Source organism: Paracidovorax citrulli, assembly GCF_900100305.1.
GTDB classification, from domain to species: domain Bacteria; phylum Pseudomonadota; class Gammaproteobacteria; order Burkholderiales; family Burkholderiaceae_C; genus Paracidovorax; species Paracidovorax citrulli.
In genome coordinates this window covers 68944-84658 of the sequence record NZ_FNEY01000003.1, presented here as the reverse complement: position 1 = coordinate 84658, position 15715 = coordinate 68944, and the positions used below count along the sequence as shown (strand labels likewise).

Sequence of the window (15715 nt, the reverse complement as noted above, 5' to 3'; positions counted from 1 at the left end):
AGGGGCCGGCGGAGGCAACGGCCGGGGCGGCTTGTGTGATTTTACTGACCAGTCTTTCATCAGGTGGTTCCCCCTCTAGGATTGTTGGTGTAGGAATTCTGCGCGCAGGCATCTTGCTCTTCGTGGACGCCGTACTAGGTGCGGTGTTAGGCGAAAGCGTCACCCGCGCCATCTTCCGTGACGGCAAAAAGCTCAATAATCACCCATATTGCCGTGATAAATATTCCAATAACAAACCATCCTAGAATGGCGGTTATTAAAAGTTGCATTACACCATACGCAAACCGGCCAGCGTAGAAGTTGTGAATCCCAAGCAGTCCAAAGAATAGCCCTAATATTATATAAACGCCCCTGCTTTTTGCGGTCTTCACCAATTGATGAGTAGCTGTTTGCGGCGACGGTGGAGCAGATGGCTTGTTGGGCACTGGTCGCAGCATGCCGGCGAAAACCGTGTCGCAGTAAAAGCAAGACGCGGCATCCATGCGAATTGATTTCGTGCAGTTCGGGCAGAAACCGAATTCATTACCAGAGTCACTTTCTTTCATCCGGAGCGGAGTCACTACTACTGGCTTCTCGGGTAGCGGCCTCCATCCATCAGGCCCAAAAACCGCATGACAAGCACGGCAGCTTTCGGCGTACTTCCCGCATGGACTGCCGCAATTGGGGCAAAAGAAATCCTCCGGTTCGGCGGTGGCATTTGTTGGCGTGGCGGGTGGTGCCAACGCAGCTGCTGACACCTTTGCTCGAACGTATGCAGCTCGGGCGCGCGGCTCATCACCATCGACTTCGGCAAAGCATCTTGCCCAAAGCCCCTTATCTCTAATATCCGGGTTTTCGGCCTCAGCTAAGGCATCCGCCCATGCGTCATTACTCATCCCTCTCTCCTTTAAAAACTCCATCCAGCAAACTTTAGTTTGCCGATAATTCTGTCTCCCGGCTCAAGCTTTATGTACGGCTTTGGCCACGCTGGATTAATGGCGTGAAGAAACTGTTCGCCGTCAACGCGCACTAGCTTCTTGAATGTTGCCTTGTTATCTACTTCACGCTTTGCCACCACATAGTCCCCAGGTTGAGCCTCAACACCTGGGTGAATGTGCACATACATACCCTCTGGGAAGTTGTCTTTGCCACCTGCGGGGTTGGTCATTGAACTGCCCTCCAGCTTCAGCACGAAGCCGTTCGGCCCGAGATCCACAGGGCTGTCCTGCCAATCCTCCGCATCCCCCGGTGAGAACTGGTCCACGATCTCCTCCCATTCGCCCGCCTGTACTGAAGAAATGACCGGGTAGCGGCGCGGCTTCATCGACGCAGGGGCGGTCGAAACGTTGGCCTGATCGGAATCGCCGTGCATAGGTCCTTGTCCGGTCTCAAGCCACAACGGGGACACATGCAGCGCGGCAGCGATAGCAAGTAGGTCGCGGGGGCGCTTGCGCAGCCCCGACTCGATGTTTCCGATCGTCCCTTGGGAGACGTTCGCGCGCTGGGCCAGGGCCGGCTGGGTCAGGCCCGCTCGTTCTCTCGCTGCCCGTAGGCGTTCTGCAATGGTTTTCACGGGCGTGATGTTGTCAAAGGATTGCATCACATTGGTGGTTCATTTACTATCACGTTCGTGAAAGGAATCACGAACATGAACCCTCTTGAGACGGCTATCAGCACGGTCGGCGGTGTCGGAAAGTTGGCTGAAGCCATCGGCATCGGCCAGTCAGCGGTAAGCAATTGGCGCGCACGAGGGACGACCCCCGATGCGGCGTACTGCGTCGCCATCGAGCGCGCCACCTCTGGCGCTGTCTCCCGCCGCGACCTCCGACCCGACGACTGGCACTTGATTTGGCCCGAACTGGCCGCCTCCGTTCAGGAGGTGGGCCATGGCTGATTGGACGAGCGCCACCACGACCGTGTCGGAGCCGGAGTGGATGCGCAGCACCACGCGCGACCGGCTGGCAGCGTGCCGTGCCGTCCACGCGCCCCGCGCCGTTCCCGCCGCGCCGCCCATGCCGGATTTCCGGTATCCGACCCGTGCTACCGCGCGATACGTCGCGGAAGGGTTCACGGCGGCTGCCGAGCATGCCGCCGCCAAGCGTGCGCCCTGGTGGTGGCCTTTCGCCCGAAAGTCTGCGTGATCGCCGCGGGCTACCCCAGCCCCGCTCACCGCAACCCCCAGGCCGCGCAGCGGATGTGCAGCTCGCCCGCTACCCAGAGCATGACGATGGCCGTCTCGACCTCCTGCAGCGACCGCTGCCGGCCCGCCGTGGCGGCCACGAGGCTCGTGCGGCGGCTGGCGTGCTCGATGGTGACGCCAGGGGCGTGTGGGGTGGGTTGTTCGTTTTCCATGCCGCGCATCGTCTCGCGCAGCGCCTGTTCCCGCCACCTCCAATTTTCGGCCTGGCGGACATCCAACTCTGAGGAATCCCGGATATGAACTCCCTCGATGCTCTCCGCCTGATGGTGGATTCCTACCCCGGCGGCCGTGAGGCCGTGGCCCTGCGCCGGGGCAAGTCGCCCGACGTGCTGCGCAAGGAGCTGGCCGGCGCGCCCGGCTTCAAGCTGGGCGTCGTGGACGCCTGCGCGATCGCCGCCATGTGCGCGGAGGTTGGCAGCGACCACGCCGACGCCTACGCCCAGGCGGTCGCCGCGCACTGCGGCACGAAGGTGGTGGCCCTGCCGCAGCCAGCCGACACCGGTGCGAACCTGGTGCAGCGCGCGTCGGCCATGGTCAAGGAGTCGGCCGACGTCATGGGCGCGGTGGCCGCCGCCATGGCCGATGGCAGCGTGTCGGCCAACGATCTGCGGGAGGTGGAGCGCGAGGCGGCCGAGGCCTCTGCGGCGATCCTCTCGGTGCTGCGCGCGGTGCGCGCGGCCCATCAGCAGGCACAGCGGGTAGCGCCATGATGGCAGACGCACCCCAAGAGCTGCGGCCGGCCTTCAACGGCGCCGCCATCCCCGACGATCTGAAGGCCTTGCCTCGCTGGGCGCCGTGGCGGGCGACCTTCAACGCCAAGCGCGGCAAGTTCGACAAGATCCCCCACCGGGCCGACGTGCCCGAGTACCGCCTCTCTACGGCCAACCCGGACCGGTGGTTCACGTTCCGGGCCGCGGTGTCCACCTACGAGCGCGAGGCGCCTTCCTTCGCCGGTGTCGGGTACGTCATGACCCGACCCCATGGCATCGTCGGCGTGGACCTGGACGACTGCGTGCACGACGGCCACGTGGCGGACTGGGCCCAGGAAATCGTTGACGCGCTCGCGAGCTACACGGAGGTTAGCCCGAGCGGCAAGGGCTTGCGCATCTTCGCGCGCGGCGAGGCCAGCGACTGGACGAATCACACCGTGGGCGTGGAGGTGTACGGCGGCGCCGAGCCTCGATTCCTCACCCTCACGGGTCAGCACCTGCCGGGCGCGCCTGTGGCCCTCGCGGCGGCCCCGGCCGGCGTGCTGGAAGGCCTGCGCGCGCAGTACGGCCGCGACGCCGAGCGCACCGAGGCGCCGGCCGTGGAGATGCCCGAGCTGCTGGACGACTTCCTGCTGCCGGCCCTGGCCGACCTGGAGCTGCCCTACGCGGCCCGCGACTTCCTGTTGGAGGGCGACACCCGCGGCGACCGCTCGCGCGAGCTGCACGCGGCGGCCGTGGCGCTCTACCAGTGCGGGCTGTCCGACGACGAGGTGCTGAGCCTGCTGGCCGCCAGCCCGCACGCCATGGAGGTGGCCCTCGACCACCGCCGGCAGGACCCGGACCGCGCGCTGCTGTACCTCTGGCGCGAGCACTGCATCAAGGCCAAGCCCAAGGGCGAGCTGCGCAGGACCGCCACAGCCGACGACTTCGACGACGTGTCGGGCACCGACGTCGCGGCCGGCACGCCCGGCGCGGGCACGGCGCACGAGGCCATGGCCAAGCTGGGCAAGCCCCTGCGGTTCCAGTTCCAGACGCTGGACGAGTTCGAGCAAGGGAAGCCCCTCAGCTGGATCGTGAAGCGCATCCTCCCGCAGGCAGAGCTGGGGGCCATCTACGGCCCGTCGGGGTCAGGGAAGTCCTTCTTCGTGCTGGATCTGGTCTACGCCATCACGCGGGGTGTCGAGTGGCGCGGGCGCAAGGTCCGGCAGTGCGGTGTCGGCTACGTGTGCGCGGAGGGCGCGAGCGGCTTTCGTCTGCGGACGCGGGCGTACCGGGAGTACCACGGCGTGGACGTGGTGCCGGCCGGCCTCCGCATCTTGGACGGCGGGCCCAACTTCATGGAGCGGCAGGACATTCGCGACTTGGTGGCGGCGCTGCGCGCGCTGCCCGAGATGCCGGAACTGCTGGTGGTGGACACGCTGGCCCAGGTCACGCCCGGGGCCAACGAGAACAGCGCGGAGGACATGGGGCGCGCGCTGGCGCACTGCAAGGCCCTCCAGCGAGCCACTGGCGCCATGGTGCTGCTGGTGGCGCACACGGGCAAGGACGAGAGCAAGGGCATGCGGGGATCGTCCGTGATCCGTGGCGCGCTGGACGTCGAGATTTCGGTGGCCCGCGCTGGCGAATACCGGGCCGCAACGATCACGAAGATGAAGGACGGCCAGGGAGAGGGTGACGAACACCCCTTCCGGCTCGAGTCTGTGACCTTGGGCATCGATGAGGACGGGGATGCGATCACAACTGCTGTGGCGCTGCCTGCCGCAGCGGTGCCGGTCGAGAACCGACGGAACGAAGGCAAGGGCGAGCATCAGCAGCTGGTGCTGCGCGTTGCGAAGGCGCTCGCTGCGCTAGACGACGTGGTGACCGAATCCGAGATTGTGGAGGCCGCGGCCGAGCAACTGGTGGTGACGGGCAAGTCCGACAACCGACGGCGCGACGTGAAACGCGCCCTCAATTCCCTGATCGATGGCAACTGGCTGGCCAACGACAACGGCCGCATCCGGGTGCTGTGATGCCTTCCATTCTTCCAATCTTCATCCATTGGAATGGAAGGAAGGCCGGCAATCTCCCTTCCATTCAATCCATCTCCCCTTAGGGGATGGATGGAATGGAAGAAGCCCAGGACCGGCGGGGAAGTGAACGAGCAAAAAGTTTCAGCAAAAGTTTTCAGTAATTTTCAACACGTTCAGGACCAACAACATGACCAACCCCCGAACCCTCGAAGAGGCCTACGCATCGGCCGCCAACACCGCCGACCTGCGGGTGCAAGCCGACCAGGTGGGCGACGCCGACCTGCTGATCGCGGCCGGCTGGTGCCAGTCCCGGCTGGGCGGTGCGCTGCTCCGGCTGCACAGCGAGTGGGACGCGACTTCCCGGCCGCGCACGGCCACGGCGGCGGAGTTCCTGCGCCCGGGTGCGCAGGCCTCGTCGGCCGACCGCACCGCAGCGCGTGCCGAGGCAACGGCCCAGGCGCACGTCCACAACCTGCACGAGACGGCGCTGCAGCTGGCCAGGTGCAAGAGCCTGCCGGCAGTACGCGAGCAGCTGGTCCTGCTGCTGCGCGGATGGGGCGCCGAGGCCCCGGATCGGGCCGTGGCTGCGATTTTGCGGTGGTGGCTAGGGCCTACCTGCACCGCATGCTCCGGACGCCGCTACGAGGCTATTCCGGGAACCGACCGGCTGTCGGCCAAGGCATGCCGCCAGTGCAAGGGCACGGGCCATGCGCCCATTCCGCAGGGCGAGTTGGGCAGGCGCTTGGCCAACTACCTCGACGAGTGCGTGCACTCGGCGCGGGGATCGATGGGCCGGCGCTTGCATCGCGGGTCGAAGGCCGCGTAGAATTGCAGCCGACGATTGCAGAGGGTGCTGACCCTCTCGCCCGGCGACTCTCCGTTGAATGCCTGTCTCGCTTCGTGCTTTGCCAGGAACCTTCGATGGGGACGCTCGCCCAGAACTTCCCAAGCCCGCACGCCCTGCGGGCTTTTTCGTTTGCCACCACCGGGGCGCACCCACCACGCCTCTATCGCCGCCAGGGACGCCATGCCCCAGGTGGTGGCGCCTTCCACCTATCCGACTTCCAGCAGCCAGCGCTGGCCGCCCGACGAGGCGGGGGTTTCCACCGCAAGCTGTGGTGCTGGACAGCGACGGCAGGCGCCAGCGGGGCCAGACCAAGCCCCGTAGACCGATGGATGCCAAGACATGAGCCAGCGCCCCCGAATTCAAGCCGCCGCCCAGCGCATCCAGATGGCCCAGGCAACCAGGCTGCAGCAGGCGCCGCGCATTGGGGCGACCCATCGGGATCGGGGGCGGGCACGGCAGGAGGCGCGGCTGCGGATCTGGCTGCGAGACGGCCCGCACTGCAAGGGCTGCGGCAAGCTGATCGACATCACGCCCGGCACGCCGGACCCGTTCGAGCTGGACCACACGGTCCCGCTCTGGCGGGGCGGCAAGGACGCCGACCACAACCGGCAGTGCCTCTGCCCCGACTGCCACGCGGCCAAGACGGCGCGCGAGGCGCAGGAGCGGGCGAGAGGGGGCTCGGGCTGAAATCGCCCCGCCTGCGGGCCGCCAGGGGCATCGTTGGGCCACTCCCGAGTGCCCACGAAGCCGGAATGGAGGGGGTGCCCAAAAAGTCTGGAACCCTTCTACCTGGATACCGCCCGGTTCCGCACGCGCAGAAAAAATCCCCTGCGTATGAATTCCGGAGGGGCGGAAATCAAAGAATTCAAAGGAGGCCGCCATGCCAAGAGGTGGTGCGCGGCCTGGTGCGGGTCGCCCGAGAAAATCCGCACCCGCTGACGCGCCGAAGCCGGCGGCCCCGGCCAAGAAGCGGCCGACCACCAAGAAGGATGAGGCGCCGCCGCTGGACGCGGACGGGTACAAGACCGATCCGAGCTGGCCTTTCGGTCAGGAGAGGCCGCCGGCGCCTCCGCCGCCGAAGGACCTGAGCGACCTGACGCCGTTGGACTTCCTGCTGCAGGTGATGCGGGACGAGGAAGAGGACAGCCGCCTACGGATCCAGGCCGCCCAGATCGCTGCGCCCTACGTGCACGCCAAGAAGGGCGAGTCCGGGAAAAAGGCGGAGAAGCAGGAGGCGGCCCAGAAGGCTGCAGGCGGCCGGTTCGGCCTGAGGGCGGTGTGATGATGGAATGGACGACGGCTCTGCCGGACTGGGAAGAGCGGATCGTCGCGCGCAAGTCTCTTGTGCCGGTGTCGCCCCTCTTTCCCGACGAGGCGGAAGACGCAATGGGGGTGTTCAACGCCCTGCGCATGGTGGACGCGGATGGCAGCCCGACGATGGGCGACGCGTGCCTGCCGTGGGTGACCGACTTGGTGGCCGCGCTGTTCGGCGCGTACGACCGCAGCCGCAAGCGGCGGCTGATCACCAACTACTTCCTGATGGTCTCCAAGAAGAACGGGAAGTCGATGATCGCCGCGGCCGTGATGCTCACGGCGCTCATCCTGAACACGCGACAGGCCGGTGAGTTCATCATCCTCGCGCCGACGAAAGAGGCGGCCGACAACGCCTACAAGCCGATCCGGGAAATGATCCTGGCAGACGAAGATCTGATGGATCGGTTCCAGGAGCAGCAGCACATCAAGACGGTGACCTGCCGCCTCACGCGCGCCACGCTCAAGGTGGTGGCCGCCGACAGCGCGACGGTGACCGGGAAAAAGGCCATCGGCGTTTTCGTCGATGAGCTCTGGGAGTTCGGCAAGCACGCGAAGGCGGCGGCCATGCTCACCGAGGCAACTGGCGGCATCACGTCGCGGCCCGAGGGGTTCGTCTTCTACTGCACTACGCAGTCCGACGAGCCGCCGGCAGGCGTGTTCCTCGACAAGCTCTCCTATGCGCGCAAGGTGCGCGATGGCAAGGTGAACGATCCCCGGTTTCTGCCGGTGATCTACGAGTTTCCGGCCCACATGCTGGAGGCGAAGGCCTACGAGGATCTGGCCAACGCCTACATCACGAACCCGAACTGGGGTGTTTCGGTTGACGAGGACGTGATCGCCCAGAAGATCCAGGAAGCCGAGGAGTCCGGCGAGCACGCCGTGCGCGACATCCGCGCGAAGCACCTGAACGTGCAGATCGGCCTAGCGATGGGTGCATCCAGGTGGATGGGTGCCGACTTCTGGGAAGCCGCGGCCGTGCCGGTGTTCGGCTTGGTCGAACTGCTGCAGCGCTCGGAGGTGGTCACCGTCGGCATCGACGGCGGCGGTCTGGACGACATGCTGGGGCTGGCCGTGGTCGGGCGCGAGGTTGACACTGGCCGGTGGCTGGTGTGGGCCCGGGCGTGGCTGCACCCGATCGCGCTTGAGCGGCGGAAGTCCGAGGAAGCCAAATACCGCGACTTCGCCGCGGCGGGCGATCTGGTGCTGGTGAAGAGCGTGGGCGAGGACATCGCCGACGTGGTGAGCATCGTCACCCAGGTGGTGGACTCGGGCCTGCTGGACAAGGTGGGCGTGGACCGAGCCGGCCTGGGCGGCATCTACGACGCGCTGGTGGGCACGGAAGAAAAGGCCGGGCCTGTCACTGCCGAGCAAGTGGTGGGCATCCCGCAGGGCTGGCAGTTGCAGGGCGCGATCAAGACCGCGGAGCGGCACCTGGCAGCCCGCAAGTTGGTGCACAGCGGCACCGCGCTCATGGCGTGGTGCGTTGGCAATGCGAAGGTGGTGCCCGTCGGCAACGCGATCAGCATCACCAAGCAGGCCAGCGGGTTCGCGAAGATCGACCCGCTCATGGCCATGTTCGATGCCGTGTACCTCATGGCCCTGAACCCGGAGGCCAAGGGCGGCATGGATGACTGGTTGAGCAACCCCATACGGACGGGCCGCGCATGAAACTACGAACGAACACAGGCCTCGCCGGCCGGGTGCGCGCGGCGATCGACGGCTGGGTCCGGTCCTTCAGCCTGCGCGACAAGGATCTCTACGTCGATCGGGCCATGGAGAGCGAGACGGGCGTCGATGTGACGCCGAAGGCCGTGATGCAGGTCGATGCGGTGTGGAGCTGCGTGCGGCTCATCTCCGAGACCATCGCCACGCTGCCGCTGTCGATGTACGAGCGCACGTCTTCGGGCAAGCGGCTCGCGAGCCAGCACCCTCTGCACTTCGTGATCCACGACCAGCCGAACGCGGACAGCACGGCTTCGGTGTTCTGGGAGGCGATCGTGGCGTCAATGCTCCTGCGCGGCAACGGTCGGGCGGAAAAGCTCTACGTGGGCGACAAGCTGGTAGGGCTGGCGTTCCTGGACCCGAACAAACTGGTGATCACTCGCGACGCGAACGGCCGCAAGATCTTCCAGTACCCGCGCCCGGACGGCACGCCGCGGCTGATTTCTGCCGCTCGCATCTGGACGCTTCCGGGCTTCACCCTGGACGGCGAGACGGGCGTCTCGGTCATCTCCTACGGTGCCAAGGTATTCGGGGCAGCGATGGCGGCCGAGCGCGCCGCGGCGCGGACCTTCCGCAACGGGCTGCTGCAGACCGTCTACTACAAGGTGGCCGCCTTCCTGAAGCCCGAGCAGCGCCGCATGTTCAAGGCGGAAATTGCGGGGTCGGTGGAGCGCGGGGAGACGCCGGTGCTCGAGGGCGGCACGGACGTGGGCGCCATCGGCATCAAACCATCGGACGCGCAGCTGCTGGAATCCCGGGCGTTCAGCGTGGAGTCGATCTGCCGCTGGTTCCGCGTGCCGCCTTGGATGGTCGGCCACACGGAGAAATCGACCAGCTGGGGCACGGGCATCGAGCAGCAAATGATCGGCTTCCTCACCTTCACGCTGGGGCCGTGGCTGCGGCGGATCGAGCAGGCGATCAGCAAGGACTTGCTGACGCCCGCCGAGCGCGCGCGCTTCTACCCGAAGTTCGCGGTGGAGGGCCTGCTGCGCGCGGACAGCGCCGGACGCGCGGCCTTCTATGCCGCGATGGTGAACAACGGCATCCTGACCCGCGACGAGGTGCGCGAGCTGGAGGACCGGGAGCCCATGGGCGGCAATGCCGCCGTGCTCACCGTGCAATCCGCCATGACGACGCTGGACGGCCTGGGACAGGCCGGCGGCGCAGACCAAGCCAACCAGGCCCGGGCCGCGATCCGCGCGTTCCTGGGTTTCGACGAAGAGCCGAAGAAAGGCTGATCCATGAGCATCAAGAATTTGCCGGGCGCTCCGATGGGCCGCCCGAGCGCCAGCGTGCGCAGCGAGATCCTGCCGCGCGCCCTGGACCGCTGGAATCCGGAGGTTCGGGCCGCCGACAAGGACGAGGACCGCACGATCAGCATCTACGACGCCATCGGCTACGACCCATGGACGGGCGAGGGCGTGACGGCCAAACGAATCGCGGGCGCGCTGCGGAGCCTGGGCAAAGGCCCGGTCACGGTGAACCTGAACAGCCCTGGCGGCGACATGTTCGAGGGCCTCGCCATCTACAACCTGCTGCGCGAGCACGAGGGCGAGGTGAACGTGAAGGTGCTGGGGCTGGCGGCCTCGGCCGGCTCCGTGATCGCGATGGCCGGTGACACCGTGCAGATCGCGCGCTCCGGCTTCCTGATGATCCACAACGCCTGGGTGGTGGCCGCCGGCAACCGCAACGACCTGCGCGAAATCGCGGCATGGCTGGAGCCTTTCGACGCCGCGATGGCCGACATCTACAGCGCGAGGACCGGGCTGGAGTCGAAGGCCGTTGCCAAGCTTCTGGACTCGGAATCCTGGATCGGCGGCACTGCAGCGGTAGAGCAGGGGTTTGCCGACGAATTGCTGCCTTCCGACCAGGTCGGAAAGGGCCACGGCGGCGCCAGCGCCAGCGCAGTGCGCCGCATCGAAGCCGGCCTACGTGCCAGCGGCATGCCCAAGAGCGAGGCCATGCGCCTCATCAGCGAGTTCAAGGCCGGCGCGGGCGATCCCGCCGGCAGCGGTGAGGGAGATCCCACCGAGCGCGGCCACGCGGCCGACATCAGCAAGACCGCGGCCTTGGCCGCATCCCTCACCACCATCCTCTCCTGAAAGGGCAACCATGCCGCAAATCGAGAAAGACATCGAGCAGATCAACGCCAGCCTCCAGCAGGTCGGCGACCAGCTCAAAAAGCACGCCGAGGCCGCCGCCAAGAACGCCGACCTCAACGCCGAAACCCGAAAGACCGTGGACGGCCTGCTGCTGAAGCAGGGCGAACTGCAGGCGAATCTGCAGCAGGCGCAGCAGCTCCTGGCCAAGATCGAAGCGAACGGCGCGGGCGGCGATGTGCAGCACCAGTCGATCGGCCAGCAGTTCGTGAACAGCGAGGCCGTGAAGAACCTCATGGCCATGCAGACCCCGCGCGGCCGCGTGGACATGCCTGTGAAGGCGGCTATCACCAGCCTGACCACCGACGCCGACGGCTCGGCGGGCGACCTGGTGCAGACCACGCGCGTTCCCGGCATCCTGACGCTGCCGCAGCGCCGCATGACGGTGCGTGACCTGCTCACCCCGGGCAACATGGACGGAAACGCCCTGGAGTACGTGAAGGAAACGGGCTTCACGAACAACGCCGGCATGGTGGCCGAGGCCACCAAGAAGCCCGAGTCGAGCATCAAGTTCGACCTGGTGGCGACGACGGCCAAGGTGATCGCCCACTACATGAAGGCCTCGCGCCAGATCCTGAGCGATGCCTCCCAGCTCGCCAGCTTCATCGACGGCCGCCTGCGCTACGGACTGGCCTTCAAGGAAGAGCAGCAGCTGCTCAACGGCGACGGCACTGGCCAGAACCTGCTGGGCATCATCCCGCAGGCCACGGCCTTCGCCGCCCCGTTCGACCCCGCCGGCACCGAGACCAACATCGACAACATCCGCCTGGCCTTCCTGCAGTCGGAGCTGGCCGAGTACCCGGCCACGGGCGTCGTGATGAACCCTATCGACTGGGCACGCATCGAGCTGACCAAGGACACCACGGGCCGCTACATCATCGGCAACCCGCAGGGCGTCCTGGGCGCGACGCTGTGGAACCGCCCGGTGGTTACCACGCAGGCGATCACCGTGGACAAGTTCCTGGCCGGCGCATTCCGCCTGGGCGCTCAGATCTTCGACCGCTGGCAGGCCCGGGTCGAGGTGGCCACCGAGAACGAAGACGACTTCGTGAAGAACCTGGTCACGATCCTGGCGGAAGAGCGCCTGGCGCTGGCCGTGTACCGCCCCGAAGCCTTCATTTACGGCGACTTCGGCAACGTGACCTGATCGCCTGTGGCCCGCCACGCGCGGGCCCCGCCATCCACCAGGAGAATCCCATGCTCATCCAGTTCAAGGAGCCGGACCCGCGCGCCGGCATGACCGTCCGCATGGACAGCAGCCGCGGGCAGCAGCTGATTGACGCCGGCGCGGCCGACCGCGTGGCGGAGAACGGCGACGCTCCGCGCGACAACCTGCGCGCAGAACTCGACGCCGCGCTCGCGGGCCTGCCGGGCGAGAACAGCGATCCCGACTACGTGGTGCGCGCGATGCGCAGCCACTTCGGCGCTGTGTTCTCGGACGCCGACGAGGCCCGCGTGCGAGAGGTTGTCGTGGCTTCGGCCGCGCCGGAACCCAGCGACGCAGCGCCCGCGGCAGCACCGGAGCCGGCCAAGCCGACGCGGAGCCGGAAGTGAATCTGGTGCCCATCGAGACGGCCCGGGCGCACCTGCGCATCGATGCCGGAGACGAGGACGAGCTGGTGACGCTGTACTTGGCCGCGGCGCAGGCGTCGGCCGTCGAGCACCTGAACCGCAACGTGTACGCCACGCAGGCGGCGCTGGACGCGGCTGCCGAGCCGCCGGAGGCACTGCCGATGGTGGTCAACGCCGCGGTGCAGGCGGCCATCCTGCTGATCCTGGGCCACCTCTACGCCAACCGCGAGGAGGTGCTGCCCGGCACGGCAACCAAGGTGCCGTTCGGCGCGCACGCGTTGCTGCAGCCGTACCGCGTGGGCCTGGGGGTATGAGATGCGAGCAGGAGACCTGAACCGCCGCATCACCATCCAACGCCGCGGCGACGAGAAAGGCGGCTGGGGCTCTCCGAAGCCTGGCCCGGCGAACTGGTTGGACGTTGGCACGACCTGGGCGAGCATAAAGACGCTGTCCGGTCTCGCCGCCATCAAGGCCGACGCGCAGGCGTCGGTGGCGAAAGTGTCGATCCGCGTGCGCTGGCGCACTGACCTGGCAGCCGGCATGCGTGTGCTGCACGGCGGCGTGGTCTACGACGTCCAGGCCGTGCTGCCCGATGCGGCGGGCCGCGAATACGTCGACCTGGTGTGCGAGATCGGAGGCTGATATGGCGACCACGATCAACGTCGACGGGTTCGCCCAGGCGCTGCGCGCCACGCGGAGAAAGATCCGAGCGGCGGCGCGTCCTGCAGCCCAGGCCGCGACCGAGCACTGCTACTCCCTCGCGAAGCTGTTCGTGCCCGTATCTGAAGACGGGCACTACTTCTACGGCACCGCGGCGAAGGCGGCGCCGGCCGGCAGCAAGCAGGCCGCGGCCTACTACTTCGCGCCGGGCACTCTCCGCGACGCGATCTATCAGGCCTATTCGAAGGACAACAGCGCCGACGGACGGGCCACCTACCACCTCTCGTGGAACCACCGCAAAGCGCCGTACGGATTCATGGTGCACAACGGCACCAGCCGCGCGCCGGCCCACCCTTTCATCACCCGTGCGATGAACGCCGGAAAGGCTGACGCCCTAGTGATCATGAAGGCGGAGTTCGTCGCGAGGGTCAAGGAATGAGCATCGAAAGCGAACTGCTGGCCGTGCTCCAGGCCCGGTGCCCGAACGTCTACCCGACCATTGGCCCGCACGGCGCGCCGCTGCCGCGGATCGTGTTCAAGCACGTCGGCGGGCGCACGCTGCGCTACGTGGAGAACACGTCGAACCTGCGGAACGTCCTCATGCACGTCGCTGTGTGGGCGGACGACCCCGCAGTGGCTTTCGCGCTGATCCGGCAGGTCGAGGACGACCTGTGCGCGCACCCGGTGCTGCAGGTCGAGCCGCAGGGCGAGCCGACCGCAGGCATCGCGGATGGCGCTGAGGCGCAGAGCGTCTACGGCGCGACCCAGATCTTCTCGATCTACGGGTCGCGCGACTGATTCCGGCCCGAGGCCGAACCCGCCCGCAAGGGCAACCCACCAACGCCCGCACATGCGGGCTTTTTTCGTTCAAGAAAGGCCCACCATGGCACGCACTCCCACCGGCACCATCCACTCGGTTGCCACCGTCCTCGCCACCGCGAAGACCATTTCCAACATCACCAACGCCGCCGAAGCCGTGGTCAGCTCCGCTGGACACGGCTACTCCAACGGTGACATCGTGCTGGTGTTCTCCGGCTGGGGCCGCCTCAACTTCCGCGCGTTCCGCGTCAAGGGCGTGTCCACCGATTCCTTCGTGCTCGAAGGTGCCAATACCACGAACACCGAGCTGTTCACCCCTGGCAGCGGCGGCGGCAGCGTCCAGAAGGTGACCACCTGGGTGGATCTCGACAAGACCCTCAACCACAGCACGAGCGGCGGCGATGCAAAGACCGTGAACGTGAAGTTCATCGAGTCGGACGTCGAGGTGGCGCTGAACGACGGCTTCAACGCGGTCCAGCGCACGTTCGACATGGACGCCGACATGATCGGCACGCCTGCCTACGCCGCGCTCAAGCTCCTGTCCGAGACGAACGCGAACACCGTGGTGCGCCGCCGCACCAAGTCGGGCGCGATCTCGCTGATCCCGGCCACCGTGTCGTTCAACGAGGAAGAAACCCTCACCGAGGGCCAGATCGTGACCGTGAAGGGCACGTTCAACGCGCAGAACGTCAGCACGCGCTACGCCGCCTGATTCCCGGGCCCCGTGCCCACCCCAGCACCGACCGCAGCTCGCATCGCTCTTCGCAGGGCTGGCGGGCTGCGGCACGGGCATTTTTCTAACCCTGCGAAAGACCACCATCATGGCAAAAGAGAAGACCGTCCCCGTCACCATCCTGAAGAGCCTCGACGACGGCCAGGCCCCCACGTTCAAACTGCCGATCACGCTGCAGCGCCTGGACGGCAAGAAGGCCAAGCTCACCCTCACCTGCAACGCCATGCAGAAAACGGAATGGGCCGAGCTGCGTGACGAGCGGCAGCGCGCCGTGTTCGAGCGGCTGAAGGCGGCCCAGGCCGCGCAAGCGGCTCAGGCCGACACCCAGACGGACGCGGCCGAGGAGGGCTCGGTCGACGCGGAAGCGCCGTCCTATCTGGACACCGCGATAGCCAACATCGCGACGCACGGCATGGTCGCCAGCCACCGCGAAGGCGCCGCCCTCGATGCCGCCCTGATCATGCGGTTCGCCACCGGCTGGAGCGTGACCAACCCTCTCAATGTCGAGAGCCTCACCCTGCTGGAAGAGAAGTTCGGCGGATCGCTCTCTGCGATCCTGGCCGACTACGACCGCGCGATCCTCCAGGGCCGCCTGGGAAACTCCGACTGATCGGCCGGGCCCTGCACGAGCCGCCGATCACCGAATCGGAGGCCCGTGCAGAGGGCTTCGAGTTGGAGGACTACCAGACCGAAACGGTCGAGGTGTGGCCCGACAACGCCATGGCCACCGCCCTGTTCTCGCAGGTGGGAACACGCTGGATGGTCCCACCCATGGGCGGCGTGCCATACGGGCTCCGCTGGGAGGCCATCTACCCACTGATGGACCGGCTGGGCCTGGACGATGAGGGGTGGAACGACCTGCACTGCTGCCTCCAGATTCTGGAGGAAGAGGCCGTCGCCACCATGCACGAGTTCGCTCCCAAGCAAACGACCTGAGCCCGCTCCGGCGGGCCTTCCTTTTTCCAGCCCTTCGGCACATGCCGCGGGG

Annotated in this window: 22 protein-coding genes; 19 read left to right on the top strand and 3 right to left on the bottom strand. The window is 66.9% G+C overall.

Translation table 11 applies throughout. The annotated features are described in order from the left end of the window. Positions 1-146: 146 nt before the first annotated feature. Positions 147-875 carry a TM2 domain-containing protein gene (locus tag BLR99_RS22200; protein ID WP_170838013.1) on the bottom strand — a complete coding sequence of 243 codons (729 nt, stop codon included), beginning with the start codon at positions 873-875 and terminating at the stop codon, positions 147-149. 11 nt (positions 876-886) lie between these two features. Continuing rightward, on the bottom strand, positions 887-1579 hold the full coding sequence (locus BLR99_RS02855) for a LexA family protein (protein WP_074686809.1): 693 nt from the start codon (positions 1577-1579) through the stop codon (positions 887-889). A 48-nt stretch (positions 1580-1627) separates the two neighbouring features. Here BLR99_RS02855 and BLR99_RS02850 point away from each other — a divergent pair, with 48 nt between their 5' ends. Continuing rightward, positions 1628-1873 carry a transcriptional regulator gene (locus BLR99_RS02850; RefSeq protein ID WP_046060043.1) on the top strand — a complete coding sequence of 82 codons (246 nt, stop codon included), beginning with the start codon at positions 1628-1630 and terminating at the stop codon, positions 1871-1873. Continuing rightward, positions 1866-2120, top strand: coding sequence for a hypothetical protein (locus BLR99_RS22390; RefSeq protein WP_139160128.1), 255 nt, complete (start codon positions 1866-1868; stop codon positions 2118-2120). Before BLR99_RS02850 ends, BLR99_RS22390 begins: the two co-directional genes overlap by 8 nt. 25 nt (positions 2121-2145) lie before the next feature. Here the strand turns inward: BLR99_RS22390 and BLR99_RS02845 are convergent, their stop codons facing one another. After that, entirely contained in the window at positions 2146-2331 is a 186-nt protein-coding gene (locus tag BLR99_RS02845; protein ID WP_139160127.1) for a hypothetical protein, read from the bottom strand. An 84-nt stretch (positions 2332-2415) separates the two neighbouring features. Between BLR99_RS02845 and BLR99_RS02840 the strand changes: the two genes are divergently transcribed. The 17 genes from BLR99_RS02840 to BLR99_RS02760 all read left to right on the top strand — a co-directional run bounded on the left by BLR99_RS02840 (position 2416) and on the right by BLR99_RS02760 (position 15663). Then, positions 2416-2889 (top strand): phage regulatory CII family protein, encoded by a 474-nt coding sequence (locus BLR99_RS02840; protein WP_046060045.1) that lies wholly within the window; start codon positions 2416-2418, stop codon positions 2887-2889. Continuing rightward, on the top strand, positions 2886-4901 hold the full coding sequence (locus BLR99_RS02835) for an AAA family ATPase (protein ID WP_052712022.1): 2016 nt from the start codon (positions 2886-2888) through the stop codon (positions 4899-4901). The genes BLR99_RS02840 and BLR99_RS02835 overlap by 4 nt, the downstream gene beginning before the upstream one ends. 187 nt (positions 4902-5088) lie before the next feature. Beyond that, entirely contained in the window at positions 5089-5727 is a 639-nt protein-coding gene (locus tag BLR99_RS02830) for a hypothetical protein (RefSeq protein WP_046060046.1), read from the top strand. Positions 5728-6087: 360 nt separating this feature from the next. Continuing rightward, positions 6088-6435, top strand: a complete 348-nt coding sequence (locus tag BLR99_RS02825; RefSeq protein ID WP_052712023.1) for an HNH endonuclease — start codon at positions 6088-6090, stop codon at positions 6433-6435. 415 nt (positions 6436-6850) lie between these two features. After that, a complete protein-coding gene (locus BLR99_RS02820; RefSeq protein WP_052712024.1) occupies positions 6851-7030 on the top strand; it encodes a hypothetical protein in 180 nt (59 codons plus the stop codon). Beyond that, positions 7030-8730: a terminase large subunit gene (locus tag BLR99_RS02815; protein ID WP_046060047.1), complete on the top strand. Its 1701-nt coding sequence runs from the start codon at positions 7030-7032 to the stop codon at positions 8728-8730. The genes BLR99_RS02820 and BLR99_RS02815 overlap by 1 nt, the downstream gene beginning before the upstream one ends. Next, complete coding sequence (locus BLR99_RS02810; RefSeq protein WP_046060048.1) at positions 8727-10022, top strand: phage portal protein; 1296 nt, start codon at positions 8727-8729, stop codon at positions 10020-10022. Before BLR99_RS02815 ends, BLR99_RS02810 begins: the two co-directional genes overlap by 4 nt. Before the next feature lie 3 nt (positions 10023-10025). Beyond that, positions 10026-10886 carry a head maturation protease, ClpP-related gene (locus tag BLR99_RS02805; RefSeq protein WP_046060049.1) on the top strand — a complete coding sequence of 287 codons (861 nt, stop codon included), beginning with the start codon at positions 10026-10028 and terminating at the stop codon, positions 10884-10886. A 10-nt stretch (positions 10887-10896) separates the two neighbouring features. Next, a complete protein-coding gene (locus BLR99_RS02800) occupies positions 10897-12090 on the top strand; it encodes a phage major capsid protein (protein WP_046060050.1) in 1194 nt (397 codons plus the stop codon). Positions 12091-12140: 50 nt separating this feature from the next. Continuing rightward, the gene (locus BLR99_RS02795) at positions 12141-12497 is read left to right on the top strand and encodes a hypothetical protein (protein ID WP_046060051.1); all 357 of its coding nucleotides are present in this window, start codon (positions 12141-12143) and stop codon (positions 12495-12497) included. Continuing rightward, positions 12494-12829, top strand: coding sequence for a head-tail connector protein (locus tag BLR99_RS02790; RefSeq protein ID WP_046060052.1), 336 nt, complete (start codon positions 12494-12496; stop codon positions 12827-12829). Before BLR99_RS02795 ends, BLR99_RS02790 begins: the two co-directional genes overlap by 4 nt. 1 nt (position 12830) lies before the next feature. Continuing rightward, the gene (locus BLR99_RS02785) at positions 12831-13157 is read left to right on the top strand and encodes a phage head closure protein (protein WP_074686807.1); all 327 of its coding nucleotides are present in this window, start codon (positions 12831-12833) and stop codon (positions 13155-13157) included. 1 nt (position 13158) lies between these two features. Next, positions 13159-13614: an HK97-gp10 family putative phage morphogenesis protein gene (locus tag BLR99_RS02780; protein ID WP_011794758.1), complete on the top strand. Its 456-nt coding sequence runs from the start codon at positions 13159-13161 to the stop codon at positions 13612-13614. Continuing rightward, positions 13611-13973 (top strand): gp17 family tail completion protein, encoded by a 363-nt coding sequence (locus BLR99_RS02775; protein WP_046060054.1) that lies wholly within the window; start codon positions 13611-13613, stop codon positions 13971-13973. Before BLR99_RS02780 ends, BLR99_RS02775 begins: the two co-directional genes overlap by 4 nt. 85 nt (positions 13974-14058) lie before the next feature. Then, positions 14059-14706, top strand: a complete 648-nt coding sequence (locus BLR99_RS02770) for a phage tail tube protein (RefSeq protein ID WP_074686805.1) — start codon at positions 14059-14061, stop codon at positions 14704-14706. Positions 14707-14815: 109 nt separating this feature from the next. After that, positions 14816-15337: a phage tail assembly chaperone gene (locus BLR99_RS02765; protein WP_046060211.1), complete on the top strand. Its 522-nt coding sequence runs from the start codon at positions 14816-14818 to the stop codon at positions 15335-15337. Between the two features lie 62 nt (positions 15338-15399). Further along, complete coding sequence (locus tag BLR99_RS02760; RefSeq protein WP_011794762.1) at positions 15400-15663, top strand: DUF1799 domain-containing protein; 264 nt, start codon at positions 15400-15402, stop codon at positions 15661-15663. Positions 15664-15715 lie beyond the last annotated feature (52 nt).

Coding starts and splice junctions, on each gene's coding strand:
- BLR99_RS22200 (WP_170838013.1), bottom strand. CDS start 875: ATGAGTAATGACGCATGGGCGGATGCCTTAGCTGAGGCCGAAAACCCG.
- BLR99_RS02855 (WP_074686809.1), bottom strand. CDS start 1,579: ATGCAATCCTTTGACAACATCACGCCCGTGAAAACCATTGCAGAACGC.
- BLR99_RS02850 (WP_046060043.1), top strand. CDS start 1,628: ATGAACCCTCTTGAGACGGCTATCAGCACGGTCGGCGGTGTCGGAAAG.
- BLR99_RS22390 (WP_139160128.1), top strand. CDS start 1,866: ATGGCTGATTGGACGAGCGCCACCACGACCGTGTCGGAGCCGGAGTGG.
- BLR99_RS02845 (WP_139160127.1), bottom strand. CDS start 2,331: ATGGAAAACGAACAACCCACCCCACACGCCCCTGGCGTCACCATCGAG.
- BLR99_RS02840 (WP_046060045.1), top strand. CDS start 2,416: ATGAACTCCCTCGATGCTCTCCGCCTGATGGTGGATTCCTACCCCGGC.
- BLR99_RS02835 (WP_052712022.1), top strand. CDS start 2,886: ATGATGGCAGACGCACCCCAAGAGCTGCGGCCGGCCTTCAACGGCGCC.
- BLR99_RS02830 (WP_046060046.1), top strand. CDS start 5,089: ATGACCAACCCCCGAACCCTCGAAGAGGCCTACGCATCGGCCGCCAAC.
- BLR99_RS02825 (WP_052712023.1), top strand. CDS start 6,088: ATGAGCCAGCGCCCCCGAATTCAAGCCGCCGCCCAGCGCATCCAGATG.
- BLR99_RS02815 (WP_046060047.1), top strand. CDS start 7,030: ATGATGGAATGGACGACGGCTCTGCCGGACTGGGAAGAGCGGATCGTC.
- BLR99_RS02810 (WP_046060048.1), top strand. CDS start 8,727: ATGAAACTACGAACGAACACAGGCCTCGCCGGCCGGGTGCGCGCGGCG.
- BLR99_RS02805 (WP_046060049.1), top strand. CDS start 10,026: ATGAGCATCAAGAATTTGCCGGGCGCTCCGATGGGCCGCCCGAGCGCC.
- BLR99_RS02800 (WP_046060050.1), top strand. CDS start 10,897: ATGCCGCAAATCGAGAAAGACATCGAGCAGATCAACGCCAGCCTCCAG.
- BLR99_RS02795 (WP_046060051.1), top strand. CDS start 12,141: ATGCTCATCCAGTTCAAGGAGCCGGACCCGCGCGCCGGCATGACCGTC.
- BLR99_RS02785 (WP_074686807.1), top strand. CDS start 12,831: ATGCGAGCAGGAGACCTGAACCGCCGCATCACCATCCAACGCCGCGGC.
- BLR99_RS02780 (WP_011794758.1), top strand. CDS start 13,159: ATGGCGACCACGATCAACGTCGACGGGTTCGCCCAGGCGCTGCGCGCC.
- BLR99_RS02775 (WP_046060054.1), top strand. CDS start 13,611: ATGAGCATCGAAAGCGAACTGCTGGCCGTGCTCCAGGCCCGGTGCCCG.
- BLR99_RS02770 (WP_074686805.1), top strand. CDS start 14,059: ATGGCACGCACTCCCACCGGCACCATCCACTCGGTTGCCACCGTCCTC.
- BLR99_RS02765 (WP_046060211.1), top strand. CDS start 14,816: ATGGCAAAAGAGAAGACCGTCCCCGTCACCATCCTGAAGAGCCTCGAC.